15 protein-coding genes are annotated in these 18,308 nt (G+C 41.6%); 10 read left to right on the top strand and 5 right to left on the bottom strand.

Going from position 1 to position 18,308, the window contains the following annotated elements; translation table 11 throughout:
- Positions 1 to 146 precede the first annotated feature (146 nt).
- The gene (locus tag MYF79_RS23655) at positions 147 to 350 is read left to right on the top strand and encodes a hypothetical protein (RefSeq protein ID WP_247810294.1); all 204 of its coding nucleotides are present in this window, start codon (positions 147 to 149) and stop codon (positions 348 to 350) included.
- A gap of 17 nt (positions 351 to 367) precedes the next feature.
- Positions 368 to 1,939, top strand: coding sequence for a hypothetical protein (locus tag MYF79_RS23650; protein ID WP_247810293.1), 1,572 nt, complete (start codon positions 368 to 370; stop codon positions 1,937 to 1,939).
- 36 nt (positions 1,940 to 1,975) lie between these two features.
- Here MYF79_RS23650 and MYF79_RS23645 read toward each other — a convergent pair whose 3' ends face one another.
- The 4 genes from MYF79_RS23645 to MYF79_RS23635 all read right to left on the bottom strand — a co-directional run bounded on the left by MYF79_RS23645 (position 1,976) and on the right by MYF79_RS23635 (position 5,083).
- Positions 1,976 to 2,203 (bottom strand): DUF2188 domain-containing protein, encoded by a 228-nt coding sequence (locus tag MYF79_RS23645; RefSeq protein ID WP_247810292.1) that lies wholly within the window; start codon positions 2,201 to 2,203, stop codon positions 1,976 to 1,978.
- Positions 2,204 to 2,235: 32 nt separating this feature from the next.
- Entirely contained in the window at positions 2,236 to 2,415 is a 180-nt protein-coding gene (locus MYF79_RS32535; protein ID WP_410688422.1) for a DUF6527 family protein, read from the bottom strand.
- Between the two features lie 143 nt (positions 2,416 to 2,558).
- Positions 2,559 to 3,935, bottom strand: a complete 1,377-nt coding sequence (locus tag MYF79_RS23640; RefSeq protein WP_247810291.1) for a HesA/MoeB/ThiF family protein — start codon at positions 3,933 to 3,935, stop codon at positions 2,559 to 2,561.
- A 2-nt stretch (positions 3,936 to 3,937) separates the two neighbouring features.
- Complete coding sequence (locus tag MYF79_RS23635) at positions 3,938 to 5,083, bottom strand: multiubiquitin domain-containing protein (protein ID WP_247810290.1); 1,146 nt, start codon at positions 5,081 to 5,083, stop codon at positions 3,938 to 3,940.
- 376 nt (positions 5,084 to 5,459) lie between these two features.
- On the opposite strand from MYF79_RS23635, the gene MYF79_RS23630 reads away from it, so the two are divergent.
- The 8 genes from MYF79_RS23630 to MYF79_RS23595 all read left to right on the top strand — a co-directional run bounded on the left by MYF79_RS23630 (position 5,460) and on the right by MYF79_RS23595 (position 17,383).
- Entirely contained in the window at positions 5,460 to 5,918 is a 459-nt protein-coding gene (locus tag MYF79_RS23630; protein WP_247810289.1) for a helix-turn-helix domain-containing protein, read from the top strand.
- Complete coding sequence (locus MYF79_RS23625; protein ID WP_247810288.1) at positions 5,918 to 6,472, top strand: ImmA/IrrE family metallo-endopeptidase; 555 nt, start codon at positions 5,918 to 5,920, stop codon at positions 6,470 to 6,472. The genes MYF79_RS23630 and MYF79_RS23625 overlap by 1 nt, the downstream gene beginning before the upstream one ends.
- A 270-nt stretch (positions 6,473 to 6,742) precedes the next feature.
- Positions 6,743 to 7,504, top strand: coding sequence for a hypothetical protein (locus tag MYF79_RS23620; RefSeq protein WP_247810287.1), 762 nt, complete (start codon positions 6,743 to 6,745; stop codon positions 7,502 to 7,504).
- 1,240 nt (positions 7,505 to 8,744) lie between these two features.
- Positions 8,745 to 9,368, top strand: a complete 624-nt coding sequence (locus MYF79_RS23615) for a hypothetical protein (protein ID WP_247810286.1) — start codon at positions 8,745 to 8,747, stop codon at positions 9,366 to 9,368.
- Positions 9,369 to 9,388: 20 nt separating this feature from the next.
- The gene (locus MYF79_RS23610; RefSeq protein WP_247810285.1) at positions 9,389 to 10,447 is read left to right on the top strand and encodes a helix-turn-helix domain-containing protein; all 1,059 of its coding nucleotides are present in this window, start codon (positions 9,389 to 9,391) and stop codon (positions 10,445 to 10,447) included.
- Positions 10,448 to 10,776: 329 nt separating this feature from the next.
- A complete protein-coding gene (locus MYF79_RS23605; protein WP_247810284.1) occupies positions 10,777 to 11,028 on the top strand; it encodes a hypothetical protein in 252 nt (83 codons plus the stop codon).
- A gap of 136 nt (positions 11,029 to 11,164) precedes the next feature.
- Positions 11,165 to 11,722 carry a hypothetical protein gene (locus MYF79_RS23600; RefSeq protein WP_247810283.1) on the top strand — a complete coding sequence of 186 codons (558 nt, stop codon included), beginning with the start codon at positions 11,165 to 11,167 and terminating at the stop codon, positions 11,720 to 11,722.
- 801 nt (positions 11,723 to 12,523) lie between these two features.
- A complete protein-coding gene (locus MYF79_RS23595; RefSeq protein WP_247810282.1) occupies positions 12,524 to 17,383 on the top strand; it encodes a GNAT family N-acetyltransferase in 4,860 nt (1,619 codons plus the stop codon).
- Positions 17,384 to 17,635: 252 nt separating this feature from the next.
- On the opposite strand, the gene MYF79_RS23590 is transcribed toward MYF79_RS23595, so the two are convergent.
- The gene (locus tag MYF79_RS23590; protein ID WP_247810281.1) at positions 17,636 to 18,079 is read right to left on the bottom strand and encodes a hypothetical protein; all 444 of its coding nucleotides are present in this window, start codon (positions 18,077 to 18,079) and stop codon (positions 17,636 to 17,638) included.
- Positions 18,080 to 18,308: the final 229 nt, after the last annotated feature.

The raw sequence follows: 18,308 nt of genomic DNA, 5'->3' as shown, positions 1-18,308 counted from the left end.
ATATTTGTTAATATTTAATATGTTCGTTATTGATTCAAAATAGCCCCGTTTGGTTTGGAAATTTTGCGCCAAATAATTATCTTTAGTTGTGCGACTCTGTATCTATTTTTTGAGACACCCCTAACTTGCTAAACCTTTCCGCTACTATGAGCCTCAAACAGCCTAACAACAACGCCCACGTAAAGCTTGCGCATTTGCTCAAGCCAAACACTAATCTTAAAAGCCACGTTTATTCGCAACATGATAAAGTATTTAAAAAAATAATAGATTCCACAAATAAACAGCAACAGGAAATTCAAGCACTCAAACAGATAGATCCAAATGGGATGAAGACTGTGGTGCAGTTTTAATATCAAACCAGCCGACATTGGTTAAGATTATTCCCTACACGCCTGAAAATTTGGCCGTAGCACTATCAAACGATTCAACGCCACCAACCGTCATAAAAGAGAAAAATCACTACAAATACTTAGTGCACTATCTCGGAGAGCATGGGATCAAGGCAAAGGCAATCGTCATAGAAGACCGTTACATCAGCAAAGATTTCCTGCACGATTTTGCGAGCTACTACGCGCTTTGTTTTGAGAACTTCTCAAAGTTTTGCAAGCGTATCCATTTTTTCGATAAGGAAATTACTGAAGCAGAGCTAGATGCTCTTCTTCTGGAGGAAAATGAGGAAATGAATGCAGGGTTCTGGATGCGGCATTATCTCGGTTTTGTGGTCGTTAAGCCCATCCCCGTTACTGTAATAGGATATACTGTGCTAAAGACTTATGAGGAAGGATCGGCAGTTGGTAGGCGCCACTTCTGGGGGCTTAGAAATTATCACGTTCACATTTTCGGCAGAAAGGTTCAGTTGAAATCGCTTGCTTTTCAGGAGCAGGACGGTGTTTTAGCGGCATGTGCCACTACTGCTATCTGGACAATGCTTAATAAGGCTGCGACAGACTACCACACCATTTTAAAGACACCTGCTGAGATTACTAGCGATGCGGCTAAAATGTCGTTTGACGGCAGCCGGTTGTTTCCAAACAAGGGATTGGATTTAGCTCAGATATGCCAGGCCATCTTTAACTCCGGCCTGGTAAGTGAAGTTAAAAAGCCGGACTATGTGTTAAGAGAAAAAAATCGGGTTATTTCTAACAGCTACCTGCGGCGTATTCTACGCGCTTATTCTCCCTTGGGTATACCAATTATTTTAATTATTAAGGTACCAGGCAACAGCCCGGATGCCAGTCATGCTATTACAGTGATGGGCTATCGCATGACGCCACTCAGCAACAAAAAGCCCCGAAAGGATATTCGGTGGCTTGCCGATAACATCGAACGGATTTATGTGCATGATGATCAGTGGGGCCCCTTTGCCCGGGTAAGTTTCAACGGGAGATTTGAACTAAACACCCCATGGACGCAGTTTCATCCCGGCCAATTGCCTACTTCTGTAACCAATATTATTGTACCTGTCTATCCGAAAGTAAGGATTGCTTACGAGGACATTTTGGAAATTGTAGTTGGGCTGGCGGCAATTCTTAGACTTCTTTTGGCAGATAGCCTGGTGGCAGATCTGGTATGGGATATTAGTATCAATTATAGTGAGGAGTATAAACAGCAAATACGTACGGAGAAAATTGATGCCGCCACCAAACTTCGTTTGATGAAAGAAAGCATGCCTAAGTATGTGTGGGTAGCTTCTGCCTATATCGGGACCGAAAAGATCATGGATTTTATTTTCGACGCCACTCATGTTCGCAAAGGAATGATCTTTACGGAGGTGCTTTGTTTCCCTGAAGAGTTACCTGCTATTTTGCTGGACCATATACAACGTAATAGGGAAGGTTTTGTTAAGCTGTTTACTCACCCCGCTGCTATCGAGTATATCGATTTTCTCATTCACAGGTTAAGTGCCATCACGCAGGTAAATACGACGATGGCAAACTAAAAAAGAGGCAGTCTGCCGACTACCTCTTTAAAGTGATTACCCTTTTGGAGGGTTAGGATCGTTGCCATAACTATTAGCTTCTCTGATACGTCCATTTCTACCATGGATGTACATCTCAGAGGAATGGTTAATGGCAATTTGCCTGGCAATATCAATTGCTTGCTGTTGAGTGGAAACAATAGCAGTGGCCCTGGAATTACCGGCGCCCTGAACGGCCCAGTTGTTTCCTCTGGGCACTACATGTTGATTGCTTTTTTTTGACATGATTGTTATTTTAAGTTGTTGAAAAAAAGACGTTATCTGCACCAAATGAGTTTTCCATCGGTGATAAAGAAGTGACTTTTGCATCCTACTGTTCTGTGAACGGAAGGGGAGAGGCTGATGATCTTACCTTCGGTTTTATACGCCCAATAGGGCGCATAATCTCTTAGCAGATTTAGATACAGTATCTTCCCACAACCACAGGGACACGTCATGGCTGCACGCCATGGCTGCCCAATGTGTTGTTCAAGGTAGACCGTTTCAGGCAGAAGCTTGCCTGGTAATTCATCTACTTTTCGGAAGCGATATTTTACCGTAAGTCCGAATATGCGCCTTATCGCCCGAATCCACCGATGGATCATAGTTTACCAAATTGTGGAGTGTTCAATAATGGTTCGCAGTCTCCCAGTCCGACGTAATGGGAGAATACTGGACATGGTTCATTATCACATTCCAGCTTTGTCAGCAGTTCGCAATACCAATAGCGGATTATATTGACCTCATCATTATCGAAGTTGCGAAACGGGTGAATCCTTGCCAGAAAATCGTTCACAGCGATGGCTGCGATCTGCATGTTAATACTAATTACCGCTGGCTGTGATTCCTGTACGTCTGCCAGGTACTGGTTCTTTAATATGCCAGCTTGATCTGCACGCCTGATCGATTCTGCCTGCAGTCCAGCCATTGTGTATTGCTTTCTGCTCAGCAAGCTTGAACCTCCAGGAATGATGTAGTGAACCGTACCATAGATGCCGGTTATTCCACCTTTACCGTCGGCTTGTAGTTTTACACCCATATCAAATAGTGGGATGAGATAACAAGAGGAGATCAGGTTCAAGATGTGCCTTCCTTCAATACCATCCACACAACTAAACAAGACGTCACATTGGGCCAGGGCATTAATGACAGCGGGTTCAGCTACCGTACTATTGAAACAGGTCACGGTTGTGCCAAAACCTACTTTCTCTATCTCGCGTTTCATCACTTCCGGTTTGGGCACCTGCTGATTGGCATCTTGTAGCGTTGCCCCGAGTATCCTGTTCAGGTTGACGTGATCAATATAATCGGGATCTACCAGCACCAGCTCCTTTACGCCTAGTCTTTTTAACTGCTCAATAGTTGGGCTTCCGGTGCCGGAATTTCCAACAACACCAATTCTCATCTGGCTGAATTGTTGAACCGTTCCTCTGCCAAAGGTTTGCAGGTTGCGCGCTTGAAGACGTTCATCCAGCTCAGGCATCTCTGAATAGTTCCAAAACAGCAGATCGTCACCAGCCACGCTGATTTGGTGAATGGTTTCTATTTGCATGTCAGCAGTAAAAAAGCGGCCAAAAAGCCTTTTATCCGGCAGCATGATGCAACTGGCATGGGGTTGCGTGCTATCCAACCAGGCATGCACACTGCTGAAAAGTGTCTGGTCAGACTCATCATCAAACTCACTGAAGCGTTCGCCGCCTCCAGGATGGCAGTGAATCTTTAGAATGGCATAACCACGTCCCATCGCTTTTTCCAGCAAGGGGTTCACCAGGTTAGTCGGCCATCTCACCAAATCGGGCTTACGTTCATAGCAATCTTCATATGCAACTGGAAAAAGTTCCAATATCTGAAGAATATGATCGGACCCGTGTATGTTTCTGCTGCAAAGGGCCAGGGCTACCGCTTCTCTGTCATCACCCGGAAACAGGTGATGACAAAGTAACTGGTAATGATGTTTTGATATTCTTATTTTATTCATTACTAGCGGTTTAATTCCTTAACTAACCAATTATTGACCAGCACCAGGTGAGTGACAAGACTATCAATTCCCGGCTGCCATTGCCCAGCGGCACGGTGTCTGGACCACCCTTGAAATTGTTGACCATCCAATTGCTGCACAAAGGATGCAGGTATGGGGCGCGCACTGGTCTTTACCAGCGCGGGCAGGAAGTACGCCATGTCTATCTCTGCGATAGGGTAATTGGGAGGTATCATCAGCGCCACGGTAGTGCTGGCTGTTGTATATCCCTGCGGTAAGGGATATTGATGTATCAATACCCAAGTGATGTTGTTCTGTACCAGGGTTTCCCATGGCAGACCCAACTTGTCAAGGTATTCAGCGTCTTCTGCCGGCAGGGTGAACTGCTGACGGCCTGTACGGCCGTCAGTTTGTTCCTTAGGTTGTAGCACAAATCTAACCAGGCATCTTTCCTGCAGGTCAACAACCTCGCCGGGTACAATAAGCTCCGGTGTAGGATTGGTGCTATAGAATTTGTATACATCCCAGGCGGCCGGGTTGGCGATACCTGGAAGGTTCAATAGTTCTTCTCTGGTAATGAAAGGGTTACTTACCGTATAGTAAGCGTTATTCACCTTTATACGATAATGTTTAGCTGGCAGAACTTCCCTACAGGTCTTCCCGTACTGTTCTATATCAATTTCATTAACCCATGGGCGGGAGACAAACTCCATACCACGGCATTTGATCTGTATAGGTTCCGTTTCCGTAAAAGCATATACAATCTCCGGTGCATGCGCCGGCAGTTGCACGAGGTAGAACTGTTCATGGTCTTTTCCACCTGCTTTTAATATCTGAATCGGAGTCAGCTGTTTGTGATCGGTTTGCTCCGGCTCATTATCAAAGCGATAATGTGCGTTAATAGCAGTTCTGATTTCAAAACGCTCCACAGCCAGTTGACGTAAATCGATCTCTTGGTCAGGTCTAACGTACTCAAAATCACAGTGTTCAAGTTTTTGAAACACATCGTAACAACCATCCGGGTCTTTTCCAACCTTGGTTATAATGTCCGCCCTGTTGATGATAGGCCTGTCAAACGTGTGTTTTTCATTGTCTATGGTTACATCATAGGTACGTGCTTTAGAGGTACCTTCTTTTAAATCTTCCACTTATTTGAAAATTAATTGTTAAAAAATTAAGAATTGTCCTGGTTGAAACAGGACCGTAGTAAATGTGCGAAAACGCACGGCATTGGGAAAGTGGCTCTAAAGCTGTACTTATATTAAAATGTTAAAAAGTGTCCAGGCGGGAAAATTTATGGGGCTGGGGCTTGTAATTTTCAGCGTGAGTTAGTAGCTTTGTGGTCTCAATACGAAACTACACCTCATTCGAACTAGGCTGCTAGCCTGGTAAGTGTGAATTTTACTAGCCAAGCCGGATTTTCCTGCTTGGTTTTTCTATATTGTACATATAGACGATACAAAAATACATTGCACTTTCGAAATCTCCAAAATTATTTTACCTCTTTTTTTAAAAATATATTAAATGTTACAAAACCTATTAAGTATTACAAAACTAAATTTTGTGATACGATGGTGGTACATTATATTTGTATTGATAAATGATACACTTCCCATGATGACAGCCGAGGATACCAAGGACTTCTATGCCGAACTTGGAGCAAATATCCGGCAAGCACGAGTAGACGCGTTTATATCTCAGGAACAATTAGCACAGCATCTGGATTTAACAAACGCCTCAATTGCGAATATTGAAAAAGGACGTCAGCGGGTATTAATTCATACTCTTCTGACGATTTGCTCGGTTCTAAACGTAGACATCAATAAATTGCTGCCTCCGACCAGGCAGACCTTACCTGCACATAATGCGTCAGTAGGCGCAAATTTTGATATGAATAGTGTGGATATTGTAAGTATCAATACGGATGCCTCAACAAAGGAGGCTGTGGAGAAATTTATATCTCACATTATTAAGCAGAGTTAATGGTTTTAGAACGAATTGAACATTTAGCTACCGACATTATTAAACGGACTGGTGCTACTACACTTCCCATTGATGTGGAAGCAATTGCCCGCGCCCTTAATATCAGGGTAGCGCCGTTTCCTATGGATAATGCTGTGTCCGGCGTTCTGTTGATCGACAGTAATGGTGTACCGACGATTGGCTATAATATAACTGAATCTCGTGTACGTCGCAGATTTACCCTCGCCCACGAAATCGGCCATTATATTTGCCATGTTAAGCAGGGAGATGGCTCTAGAGTCTTCGTTGATAAAGATTTTAAAGTTATGTTCAGGAGCAAATCACCAGAACCTGGTGAAATTCGGATGGAACGGGAGGCCAATGCCTTTGCGGCCAGTCTTCTGATGCCAGAATTTCTACTGTTGGAAATGGTTACCGATAAGGAATTTGATCTCAATAGCGAAGATTCAATTAGGGAGCTGGCGAAAACATTTGACGTCAGTGTCGGCGCTATGTCATTTCGGTTGCTTAACCTGGGAATGAGTGCCTCCTATTATAATAACCAGTTTTTTTAATATTTTCTGCAATCGAAGGCGATTACTGAGGTTATTCCAACATCAGCACCCGGTTAACTACTCTTAGTATTCCAGCTTATGTAATTGTTAACACATTGATGATTCCCAGAGATTTGCTTGCGGCCGCCAGGATTTTAAAATTGTTTGAATGGTAGCTTACTAATGGACAAGGTGTCCCTGAAATACCTCGAACGGAAAATGTTACGCGGATATCACCAACCTGAGTGGAATCAATCGGAGTTGAATACGCTCCGAGCAACAATGAACTGCATGGTAAATAGCATGTTAATCTGGTATACTTCTTTTGACGACGAGTTTTTGTTTTATAAACAAGTCCTGCAGGCAAAAGGTTTGCTATCGGATAATTTTATTGGTAGCACGGTAGGAGGGCAACCATACGTCTACATGAGAATTTCGGAGTTCGGGGAAAGATGTATTGCCTTTATTTTGGCTGGACGGCAGCGAGAGGATGGTCGTTTTAAGATAACATTTTCTGTTTTAACTATTACAGCGAAGGCCATACGGTGGATTTTTATTTATCTGGCTCTGTTCCGTAATTTTCTTGCAATAATATTAAATATGAGCATTGGTTCAATATTGAAGTTTATCGGGGTTGTAAATGTGATGAAACTTATCCGGGATATCAATGAGAAAAAATCCGGTCGCTTTTACCGGGTAGTAAAGGCATTGCGGCTTGACGCAGACAAGAAACATTTCGAGTCAATATATTTTACCGTTACAGCGAAATTTGGACAGAAGGTGCCCAAAGAAATCGAGCAGCTTTTTGCCCGAACTGAAATCAGAGAGGCTTTCAAAGCGGAGTTTTATCAGCAAAAGAAAAGTGCTGTCTTTCCGGCATTGGACTATTTAATGCAGTCGGAACCAGCCCTACAGTCTTACAGACGACATCTCAGTTACCGGATATTGCCGATACGCGGAGGGCAGAGCTTGCTATCTTCCAAATATCATGGCATTTGTTTTTTATTGAGATCTGTTTGTTTATTCAACGGCGAGGTTCACCACTTGTTATAAAGCGTCGTACGGCAGAAGAGTAAATCAAACGATCTTTTCCAGGCTGAATGGACCACTCCCGGTATTGGACCTGGTCGGCGACCGGTATTATATTGATATGCGCATCGCGGAACTTCGGTCGGTAAAGCATTGCAGCTTTTGGATCGATGGCCGACTTCTATGTTAGCAATGATAATAAAGCCTATAAAAAGTCCCAGCAGGTATATGAAAAACTGAAAATCAACACGATTATCCTCAAACCCGAGGAGTTTGTAGAACATTATAAGCAATACTTACAGATTGATAGCTTGGAGAAACATCTTTCTCTGTTTCATTATCTTTTGACTTCGGATTACTACTAAGAAAATGTCGATGAAGGAAGAATTCACCGTACCTTTTACCTTCCCTATTTTATATTTGATTATTTTAATAAAATAAATATAATGGTTGCGGCGGATAAAAGTTATATAGTTGTAATGTTATCCGTAGTAAGCCTACTAATAATAGCCGTACTCTGTTAATAGAAATTGAAATGCTACTTCAAAAGCTTAATCAATTGTTTGGTAAGGATATTGACGACCTGGGTTTATTTAGCAGGTCAGAAATTGAAGAGGGCAGTTGGAAAGGTCGCAAATGGCAGCATCGGGGTTACGAGTATTCGCTCAAAATAATTAATGGCTACATGCAGTTATACATGGATTTAAGCTCTTTAATAACATCAAAATAATTATTGGCCCATAGAGTCTACGTATGCTGAAATAACCGATCTTCAAAATTTGGCACGAGGCAGTATCGGATTCGACAGCAGTAGTCACAGGCGTCTTCGTATGCCTTCTGGTCGGAATTCCTGGGTCGGTTTCGGGAAATGAGGATCTTCACAGAGTTTAATGGAGATCTCCTGTAAGCCCCTCCATACTCAGCTGCTCCATATGAAATGTTTACTATTAGTGATTCAATAAATACACCCTGCTGCGGGGGACAATTATCTATCCAGTTCCATCGCTTCTGCCCTCCGGACTCTCCAGCAAGGGGGCTATGGCCAGTGCCGTCCAGTCTAAAATGACGTTTATAGGATATATATTTGATACATAGCTAAATATGTCAGGTTTCATGCCTCTGTCCCCACCTTTTGGTAACAGATCTTTGTATTTTGCATCAGTCTTAGGAATATTTTTTAGCTACTTAGAAGAATATTGTAAGGAATATTATTTGTTAATTTGGAAAATGTAGTTATGTTTGTATGGCTAAACTGAAGTAAAACATGGCTATTTTATCGCAGAGCGAGGTTGAAGCTATAGCGAGAAATTACTATCCGAAGATGGCAACAGCCATCTCGGATGCTTTCGCAGATTACATGGAATTGCGTAGGGTGCAGGCAGCGGCTGGGGTTACGAATTTCGAGCCCAGGACGTGTGGGTCCATGATCAATGATATCATCAAGACGAAAATAAAAGAACAGATCGGTGAGGATGAAAATGTGATCATAGGCGATTTCAATCAGATTTTCGGGATTGTAATTAAGGGAAAGACGGGTAGCATTTTCGTCCGGTTTAAGAAGTTTAATGATGATATGACTACTTCGAACCATCAATCAGGGCAAAATGATGATTACAATAATCAGGGGGCAATACCTGGGTTGGAAGACGAACCTACACTATTAATAGCCGGCTACCGGCCCGATCGGTCCTGGACCAATATTCGGAATATCTATCTCGTTTGCCGTAACGGTGATCGGGTTATTTGGCAGAAAGACCTGACGCATGAAGTAAGTCAGGGAAATTTGTTTATCACTCCGCAGGAGCAACCGGCGCAAGAACAAGAAACAAGAACAGGGAGAGTTACAGCGAAGAAAGGCGTATCAAAGACTGGTACAGACGATAAATAGCTGATAAAAAAGGAAATATTATGGCAGCCATTAACCCAGAAATGATTAAGCTGGCGCGGGAATCGCGTGGGTATAGTCAAAATGAACTTTGTACTTTGTTGGGAGTGGCCCAGGGAACGATATCGAAGATTGAAAATGCTGTGATGCAACCTTCTGAGGAAGTGCTATCAAAACTCGCGCAGGTATTGGACTATCCAGTGTCTTTTTTCTCCCAACCGGACTACCTATACGCTCCCAGCTATATATACTACAGGCGCAGGATTAGCATGTCCAAAAAGAGCCTTGCTATTTCAGAAGCTAAACGGAACATTATCAAACTGGGCCTGGAAAAACTATTAAATAGCGTTGACCTTCCGGAAACAAACCTTTTCAGATGGGATGTTGAAGATCATGGTCCAATTGAACAGGCAGCACAGCTGCTACGGGAAAGATGGAAACTTCCCAGGGGAAAGGTGGATAACATTTCAAAGGTGGTGGAGGATAACGGTATAATCATCGTACTTTTTGATTTTGAAGGCGAGAAGGTAGATGGTATCAGCTTGTACACAGAAAAAAATCATCCTGTAATATTTGTGAACAGTACGTTACCAGGCGATCGCTTTCGGCTAACCATTGCTCATGAGGTTGGGCATCTTATTTTACACTTCGGCAAGCCGATTGCGGAAACACGGGACGTAGAAAAAGAAGCGTTTTTGTTCGCAAGCGAGTTGTTGGTACCTACAGCAGAATTCAGGAAGGACTTCGATCATCTTGACTTCAGGGCGCTAACTAATTTGAAACTATACTGGAAGGTATCCATGTCTTCCCTGATATACAAAGCAAAGCAGACAGGACTCATTACCGAAAATCAAGGCAAGTATCTTTTTGCACAGTTATCAGCCCTTGGGTATAAGACCAAAGAGCCTCTTGAACTTAATATACCACGAGAAACGCCCACTTTGTTAAAAGAGATTCTTCAACTTCATAAAGAGGAGTTGGGATATTCGGACGAAGAACTGAGCAGGTTGGTTCACCTGAATGCAACAGACTTTAAAAATTATTATCAAACTGACTTCCAGCGATTAAGAATTGTTAGATGACAACCAGGACTGCAGATTACGAGTTTGGCAGATCTTACGACGGATACTGATTTGAAGATATATAGAGTGCGGAAATTAAACGAGAAAGACTGTGAGTATAGGGCTTGTAATAGTATTGAAGAACTGGAACGTCCGAAGGTTGCCGTAAAAAAACGTCTCTTACTGAGGAAGAAATGGATAAACGAATTATTGCACGATTTCAAAAGCAACAAAGAGCATATAGTGAAAAATGGGAAAATAGACGCACGACAGATTTTAATGGCGATTTGCCCTTTCTAAGCGGAGCCCTTGCCGGACGGAATCAACAACACTCAATTAAAATTTTCTAAATGAAAAATTATTACATAGCCAAATTCAGGATTATTGTGGACGGAAAGGATCATTCTATTGAAACAGTTAGTGGATCTGGGTATGATCCGAACATTGTAAAAGGCAAGGCTCAAGAAAGAGCAAGGAAAGATAATCCTGGCAAACAAGTTACCGCAGTATTGCTTGAGAAAATAGACATGGATTTGGAGGAATACAAAAAGGCTACCGGTAGCAATCCGCCGTGGTTGAGCGGTCCTAAGGGTGAACTATAAGAAGAACCTTGTATTCACAGCGTTGTCGTGTCTTTTGACTGGCAACCCACGAACATCAAGGATGTGAGAAAAAATATTGAGCCGTCCTACTTTGAAGAGGCTTTTTGATTATTATTAATTATTTCAGCTACTGCTTATGAACGAACTAAAGTGTGCTTGGAATTGGTACGTTAATTTATTTTCAAATCCAAACGATGCAGTAAAAATTGCAGCATGGGCTACAACTCTTACTACCCTAACCTTCTTGTTAACGTTTCTATTAAAACCGCTATTCAAATTTTTTACAAGTAGATTTTCCAAACTTAAAGTAAGCGCAGGGATTAGTCATCAGATAATTCAATCGGCCTTCGGTGTTAATGCAGGAATACCACTTCTGACTTGTACTATTCTAAACAAGGATAATAAAGCTGTTTATATTCAAAACCCAACTCTAAAACTCTCCAAGAAGATAAATGGCGATAACAAATTTATTGTGCCAAAGCAAAGAGGAACTTTCCCCATGAAATTAGAGGCTGGGCAACAAATTCAACTTGATTATAACACGGGAGACTTGTACAACCGGATTTTACAACAACTTTCTTCAAAAGACAAGGTCTTTTTTGTTGTTAGTTTGACAACAGGAAAAAATTATTCGTCTAATAAATTTTCAAAAAAGCATATCGTTGAACATATAAACGTTGCTCAAACAATCTAACCCCGCTGCCGCAAGTCTTCAGCCTATTAATACGACTGCCGTTGTCGCGTCTCTGACCGACAACTCAAAAACAATCTGGAACAGATTGTCTCCTATACGCAGGGATCCTTGGACAAGATGTTGGCTTCCCCAAACTTCGGCCATTAATAGAGAGAAAGCGTTTAAAAGTGACACAAAAAAATATCCGTAAAAATTTTTTGTGACTCGCATTATTCTTTACTTTACAAAATAGAAGGAAAATAAGCGTGAAAGATCGACGCCATATTGCAATAAAACGTATAGTTGACACAGTTAAGACGCACTGAGATCGCATTTACAGGATTATCAAGATATCTTTTATGCCTGTTCTGGGCACATAACGAATACATTTAAGGTTGTGACGGGCACCTAATATTGCAAAGTAATAAGCCCTTTTTTCACAGTTAATTTATTGAAAAAAAACTGTCATGCAGTAGACAACACTCCAACCTTTCAAAAATAAGTGCTTCGAATTACATAATGTAGAAGCTCTTCGTGTTTAGGCCCATTACTTTTTACGCGGATTGCGTATGTTTCTTTTCTCGTTTTCCAAAAGCTTTTCAATATCCTTGCTATGAGCGAGTGATTGGAAATAGACGGCAGCCCCTAGATCTGCAGGTGGTCTGAAACAAAATCGAGTTTTTGTGTACTATATCTAAAATTCTTTTCGTGATTGATTTGTTAATAAGTAATAGGAGGCCTACTATTCTTGAAACAAATTGACGGAGAATTACTTATATTTTGATTTTTATTTAATATACAAAACATTTATTCTTTTCGTATATGAGTTGGAGTTCATTTAATACATATGGAGATTCTCCCAATAATGCGTTTGAAACGCTCTGTAATCATCTTTTCCGAAACTACATTTTCAGAAATTACAAGGATATTGTAAAGTTCCGTGCTGTTAACGGTAAAGGTGGAGATGGTGGTGTCGAATCATATGCAGAGTTTGCCGATGGTGCGATTCGAGCAGTGCAATCAAAATGGTTCAGGGATGATTTTGGCGCTTCGCAAATTGATCAGATCCGAAAGTCCATTAACACGGCAAAGAAACTGCGTCCAAACATCAAAGAATATTTTGTCTGCATACCGCGCAAGCTGACGTCTCTGAGATTTGTAAGGGGAAGTGCAGGAGCCGATAAGCAAGTGACCAGGTCGTCAGAGGACCAGTTGCTTGACGAGCTAGATGCAGAACTGAAAGGTAAGTTTGCGGATTTGACAGTGCATTGGTGGGTGGACGAAGTGATTGAAGCGGAATTGATGCGGGAGGATAATGAAGGTCTTCATAAATTTTGGTTTTCCCATGAAGTCATTAACGTAACTTATCTACAGCAGCAATTTGAACGGCAGAAAGCTGGCTGGCTGAATGAAAGATATGTTCCACAACTACACACCCAGGGATTTATCCAACAGGATATAGCCGTTTTAAATTATAGTGAAACCTATCGAAATCACTTTTCCGCGGTAGCCAAATACTATGTTATCGCTTTGCAAAGAGTCGTTACAGCAATTGATAAATTTTTAAAACAAGAATTCGACGATGAAACCTTTAGGTCTGACCTGGTTGACGCACGTAGTGAAATAATCCAGACCATTGGCATTATAAAAGATCTGGAAAAGAAAGTAAAAACTGGGCAGTTGGTGGATCCAATACCAGTCATTCCATTCGACTCACTTGATAAGTTGATAGACAGCTGTGTTAACTTTGGCTATGACCATCAGGGCGTTGTTAAAGCAGATTTTCTGATTAACGCCATGCTCCGACTAAAAGATACTGATTTTGAAGAAGAAATTCTCCGGTTAAAAGGAGCTATGGATACCAAAGGGTTATTGATTTTGGGTGGGCCAGGGACAGGCAAAACCCATGGTTTGGCATTTGCAGTCGAACAGCATCTGCAAAGACAGGCGCCAGCTATGATCATACAAGCCTTTGGCACCCCGTGCAATAGTTGGGGAGAAATTATTAGTGCAGGACTTGAATTAACTAATTGGAGTATCAATGAAATCCTAAATGCCCTGGAATCCATTGCCATAAGAAACGACCGACGCTTAGCCGACTCAATGGTTAGTTTTGGTGAAGAATTAAATCGTGAGCCCACCCCGGTATTAATAAACGTTGATGGATTGGAAGAGGATCTAACGAACTGGAGGAAATGGAATACCAGGATTAGAGAAAGCCTGTTGATTGGAAAAAAGTTCCCGCGGGTAAAGTTTATTTATAGTGCCCGTCCACAATTTTTTAAATCCAGTGAGCTGCCCGATACATTACCTTTAAACGTTCACGAACTCCCGGCAGAAGGAGATGTACGACTACAAAAGCTGGCCCTTCATTACTTTACACCGGAAAATTATAATATAACAATCACCTCACCATCACTGATCAGGGGCCTGGATAGCTTATTTGCTTTAAGGTTATTTTGTGAAATCTACCGGAATAGGTCCCTCAGTGAGTCTGATCAGCTTATTACAGCTGGTAAAGATCTGCTGGCAGGAAAAATCGGGAAAATGGAAAGTGAATTTCAGGTAAAGATGGGTACGCAATTCGCAGAATCAAGATCCCCGGTCGCAACTGCCATTTCAGTGCTGGCTGGCCAATTTTTGGAAAAAGTGGAAATTGAACACAATTTTCTGGTACAGTGCCTGCAACCAGAGCTTACATACATGACAGTTGCTGACATCGATCAGCTGCTGGATTATTTAGCCCATAGCGGGATACTGATTAAGAATGTGTCTTATAATGATGCTGACGGCATCCCTATTTCTAAAACCGAGTATTATATCACATATCGCTCCATTATAGAAATAGTAGTGGCCAATCGCACTATCAAAACCATTATCTCAGAAAACCTTGAGCAAATCCCTGCTCTAATTTTTGAAAGACTGCGTTTAGGCACGGGCCAGGAGCAGGAATTGTCTAATGAGCGAATCACACAGATCATTGTTAATACCATGTTTCATGAGCATGGTAAACTTATTGGCGAGGAAGGGTTTCTTACAAAGGGCTTTACCGACCTGGAGATTCAAAGGATGCGGACGGAAGCCTTACGCAAAGCACCGGCTGCACTGGCTGCCAAATATAAAGCAGGTATTGACAAGCAGTTCTGGGAATCGCATGAGCAGCGGTATAAGCTACTGCTGCAGCAAATCCTTCCAGGCAGTGAAAACGCCGAAAATAACTTTGGCGCATTTTATTTGCATCAGATACTGATCAGTATTCCCAATGCCTATCAGCGGGATAAGATCTGGAATGGCAAGGATTATTATGGATATCCAAAGGAGATATCCTGTCAGTATGGTGTAAAAGAGATAATCGACACTTACTCCCAAGATTTATATTTGTCCGATTATGCTTTACATAATGAGATGCCGTTGGTATATGCTTGGTGTTTATCTACGCTTGATCAAAAATTCCGGGAGAGATTAAGAAAAAACCTTGCCAGATGGGCTATTTCGCAACCTAACGAATTTATCCTACTCCTGGACTTAATTTTCGATTGCAAGGATCCGCAAATACAGGAGGATTTAGCTTCAATCACCTTAGCATTAGCGGGACGTCTAAAAGACCAGCAGGCCATTTTTAAGCTGGCCCAATGGGCATTAAATCATGTGTTTAATGATCCACTCACAAACAGAAACATCATCGTACGACAGGGATTTAGGGCTATCGTTGAAAGGGCCTACCAATACCAGCTGATTACGGACGAGGAAGTAGCATTATGTCGCCCGCAGCAGCAAAATGACCTAATCCTGCTTTCTTTAGATAATGGTGCACTAACATCGCCTAGAGAAGAAATTTATCCCATTGTGCATGACCTGGCCTGGTATGTGGTTAAAAAATCAACAAATGGTTTTTTAAAATACCCCGACGGCTCCGGACCGGTACTTCAAAGTAAGGATAGTCCGCAAGCACAACAATTATTGGATTTATACGCGCAAAAGTATGGTGTGCGGTTATATGCCAGTGGCTGGCGCATGGCAGCGGCCATAGCTTATGTAAGAGGATTGGGCTTTGATGCTGTAGATGGTAGTTCTTTCACAGAAGCGTCACATGGGAGTAAAAGCAAAATATTTACTTATGAAGAGAAGTACACCTGGCTGGCAGTTCACTACCTGAATGGTTATCTGGCAGACTATGTTCCGTATAATAAGGATGAGACATGGGGATTCATCAAAGATTACAATACCATTATCAATGTACCCAACCCTGCTGAAGACTTAGTGGCAGAAACAGATCAACCTGAAGTCTTTGACGAATGGATACAGCAGGAACCCATATTTGCTGTATTAAATGATGAACCATCGTTACTTATTGAGGCGCAGGTAACACAGGATCCTGTTATCGACTTTGGGAAATGGCTGCATTTCAATGAAACACAGTTTTACTTATCAGAAACTGATGAAGATCTTGTCGCCCTCTATAATTACACCAGTACACATGACAATACTGGATTTGTGTATGGTAGAATGCAAATATCTGCCTGCTTAGTTCCAAAGGGTGCGGTATCGCGATTGTTGAAGGTGTTACAGAATGATCGCCGTGATCCTTATTTTGTAACCCATCTTGATAATTTACATGCCTCTCCGGATACCGATATCTATTCGAACCCTTCGGATTTGGTTTGGATGAATTGGATTGAAGAAAGGGAAACCGGTGAAGCAATCCCTATAGAAGGAGAGAAACTTACGATCGGATTTGCATTAACCGGGGTGACCAAAAATAGTACTGAGGGTGAGGAACATTTGATGATACCTTCACGATTATTGAGAAATATAACTGGTATGGTGGAAATGCAAGGTTCTTTTTTCTTCGACAAACAGGAAAAAATAACAGCATTCCTGCATAAAGTGTCGCTTTGGCAAAGAGAGAACCAGGAAATAGTGGTAGTTAACAAACAAGCATTGCAAAATGCTTTGGACGAGAACAATTTGGAGATGGTTTGGTTTGTAGAGCAATTTAAAGCCAGGGAAGTCTCTGTTCCAGAAATTGAGCATGTCCCTCATTTTCAAAAATGTCGGAAGTATTTTGTGTATCAGGAAGATGGTGAGTTAAAGGATATTAAGTTTTGGGACGAAAGATTTTCGAACCAAAGAGATAAGTATTCTGACGAAAGATTTAATGCCCTGGTGCCCGAAATCAAACAGTATAATCAGTTCTCAGAAGATGAAATACGGCAAATAGAATCACTGATCAAAGCAGGAGGAGAAGTTAATGCACGTACACTATCGGGCAGGTTAAAGTCAACTGAGGCTATCGCTGTTTTCAAGGCCGATGACAGGATTGTTGCCACCGCATCAATCAAAAAGCCTTTAACGAGGTATCGCAATTACGTCTTTACTCAGGCAAAAGTTCCTGATAAAGGGGTTGAATACGATCTTGAGCTGGGATATGTCTACACGAAAACACGATACCGCGGCCATCGTCTTGCCAGGCGATTATGCCAGTCTTTAATCGGCCAGTTTGAGCAACACTCCATTTATGCAACCACCCGAATGACTAACATGCCCATGTATTTCGTTTTAACGGGATTGGGATTTAGAACCATCGGGGAAACGTATGAAAACAAAGAAGGCACAGATCAGCTGAGTTTATGCATTAGGAAACCAAAATCAAATCCATTAGTGACTGATGCGGATAAATAATGCAGTTGTAGAAACAGTAAGGCAAGCCCTGCATGAAACTGTCGGGCTTGCTGTTTTTGTTTTTTGTAATGTTCAGCCACGTTAAAAAATTGCGAATCTGTTTCGGAATTGTGGATAGTGCTATGGAAAATAATTCTTAAGATAAGATTCTGCCAGCAAACGAAAATATTATTGTCAATTTCATAAAAGAGTCGTATCGCTATTAATTAATTACCGTTGAATTGGTTTTAGACCTCTTTATGCCGGGAAGTTTCATTTTTTTTGCAGCGGTCGTCGGTAAAGTGTGAAATCGGATCCCCAATGTGCTATGATGACTGATTTGTTTGTTCTACTCTCAAATTTAGACTTGGTATATACCTTAAGGTTGCTTATTCGGACATAACCCTGGGCATCATTTTCACATTTGTCAAACATTTCTTTTAATTTCTCATAGAATTCGGTTGAAATGCTATTTTGATATGATTTTACGTCGTCATTCGATGATACCATCAAAGCGATACTTTTTCTTTCATTATCAGCAAGGTATTGAGTAGTTTTTTCTATGCCTGGTTTAATAGCAGCAGAAAAACATGCATCAACCATCAGCACGATGTTTTTAAATGTGGTAGTTCTCAACAAATTAATTAAATCTATTGTAGATATCGAGGAATATTTTTTACTCGTCAGCCCACCATCAAAAGGCATGAAATAAAACATAGATCCGTAGCTACTTTTGATGCCATGTCCTGTTAAATACAGCAGGAGGGTTCGCTTTTAGATTGTTCATGTTGAATTAAACTCACCGCCTCAAATATACTGGACTTGCTGGCCATTGAATCGGGAAGAAAAATTAAACTATCCGAATCCGTTTTGCTAAACCGGAATAAAGAAACCAGATTATCGGCTGATCTTACACAGGAAGATAAAGGTTGCAGTCGAGAAGCTT

Origin of the sequence: Chitinophaga filiformis, assembly GCF_023100805.1 — a bacterium.
Lineage (GTDB): Bacteria > Bacteroidota > Bacteroidia > Chitinophagales > Chitinophagaceae > Chitinophaga > Chitinophaga filiformis_B.
The sequence above is the reverse complement of the archived record's forward strand: the minus strand, read 5'-3'. Positions and strand labels throughout refer to the sequence as shown.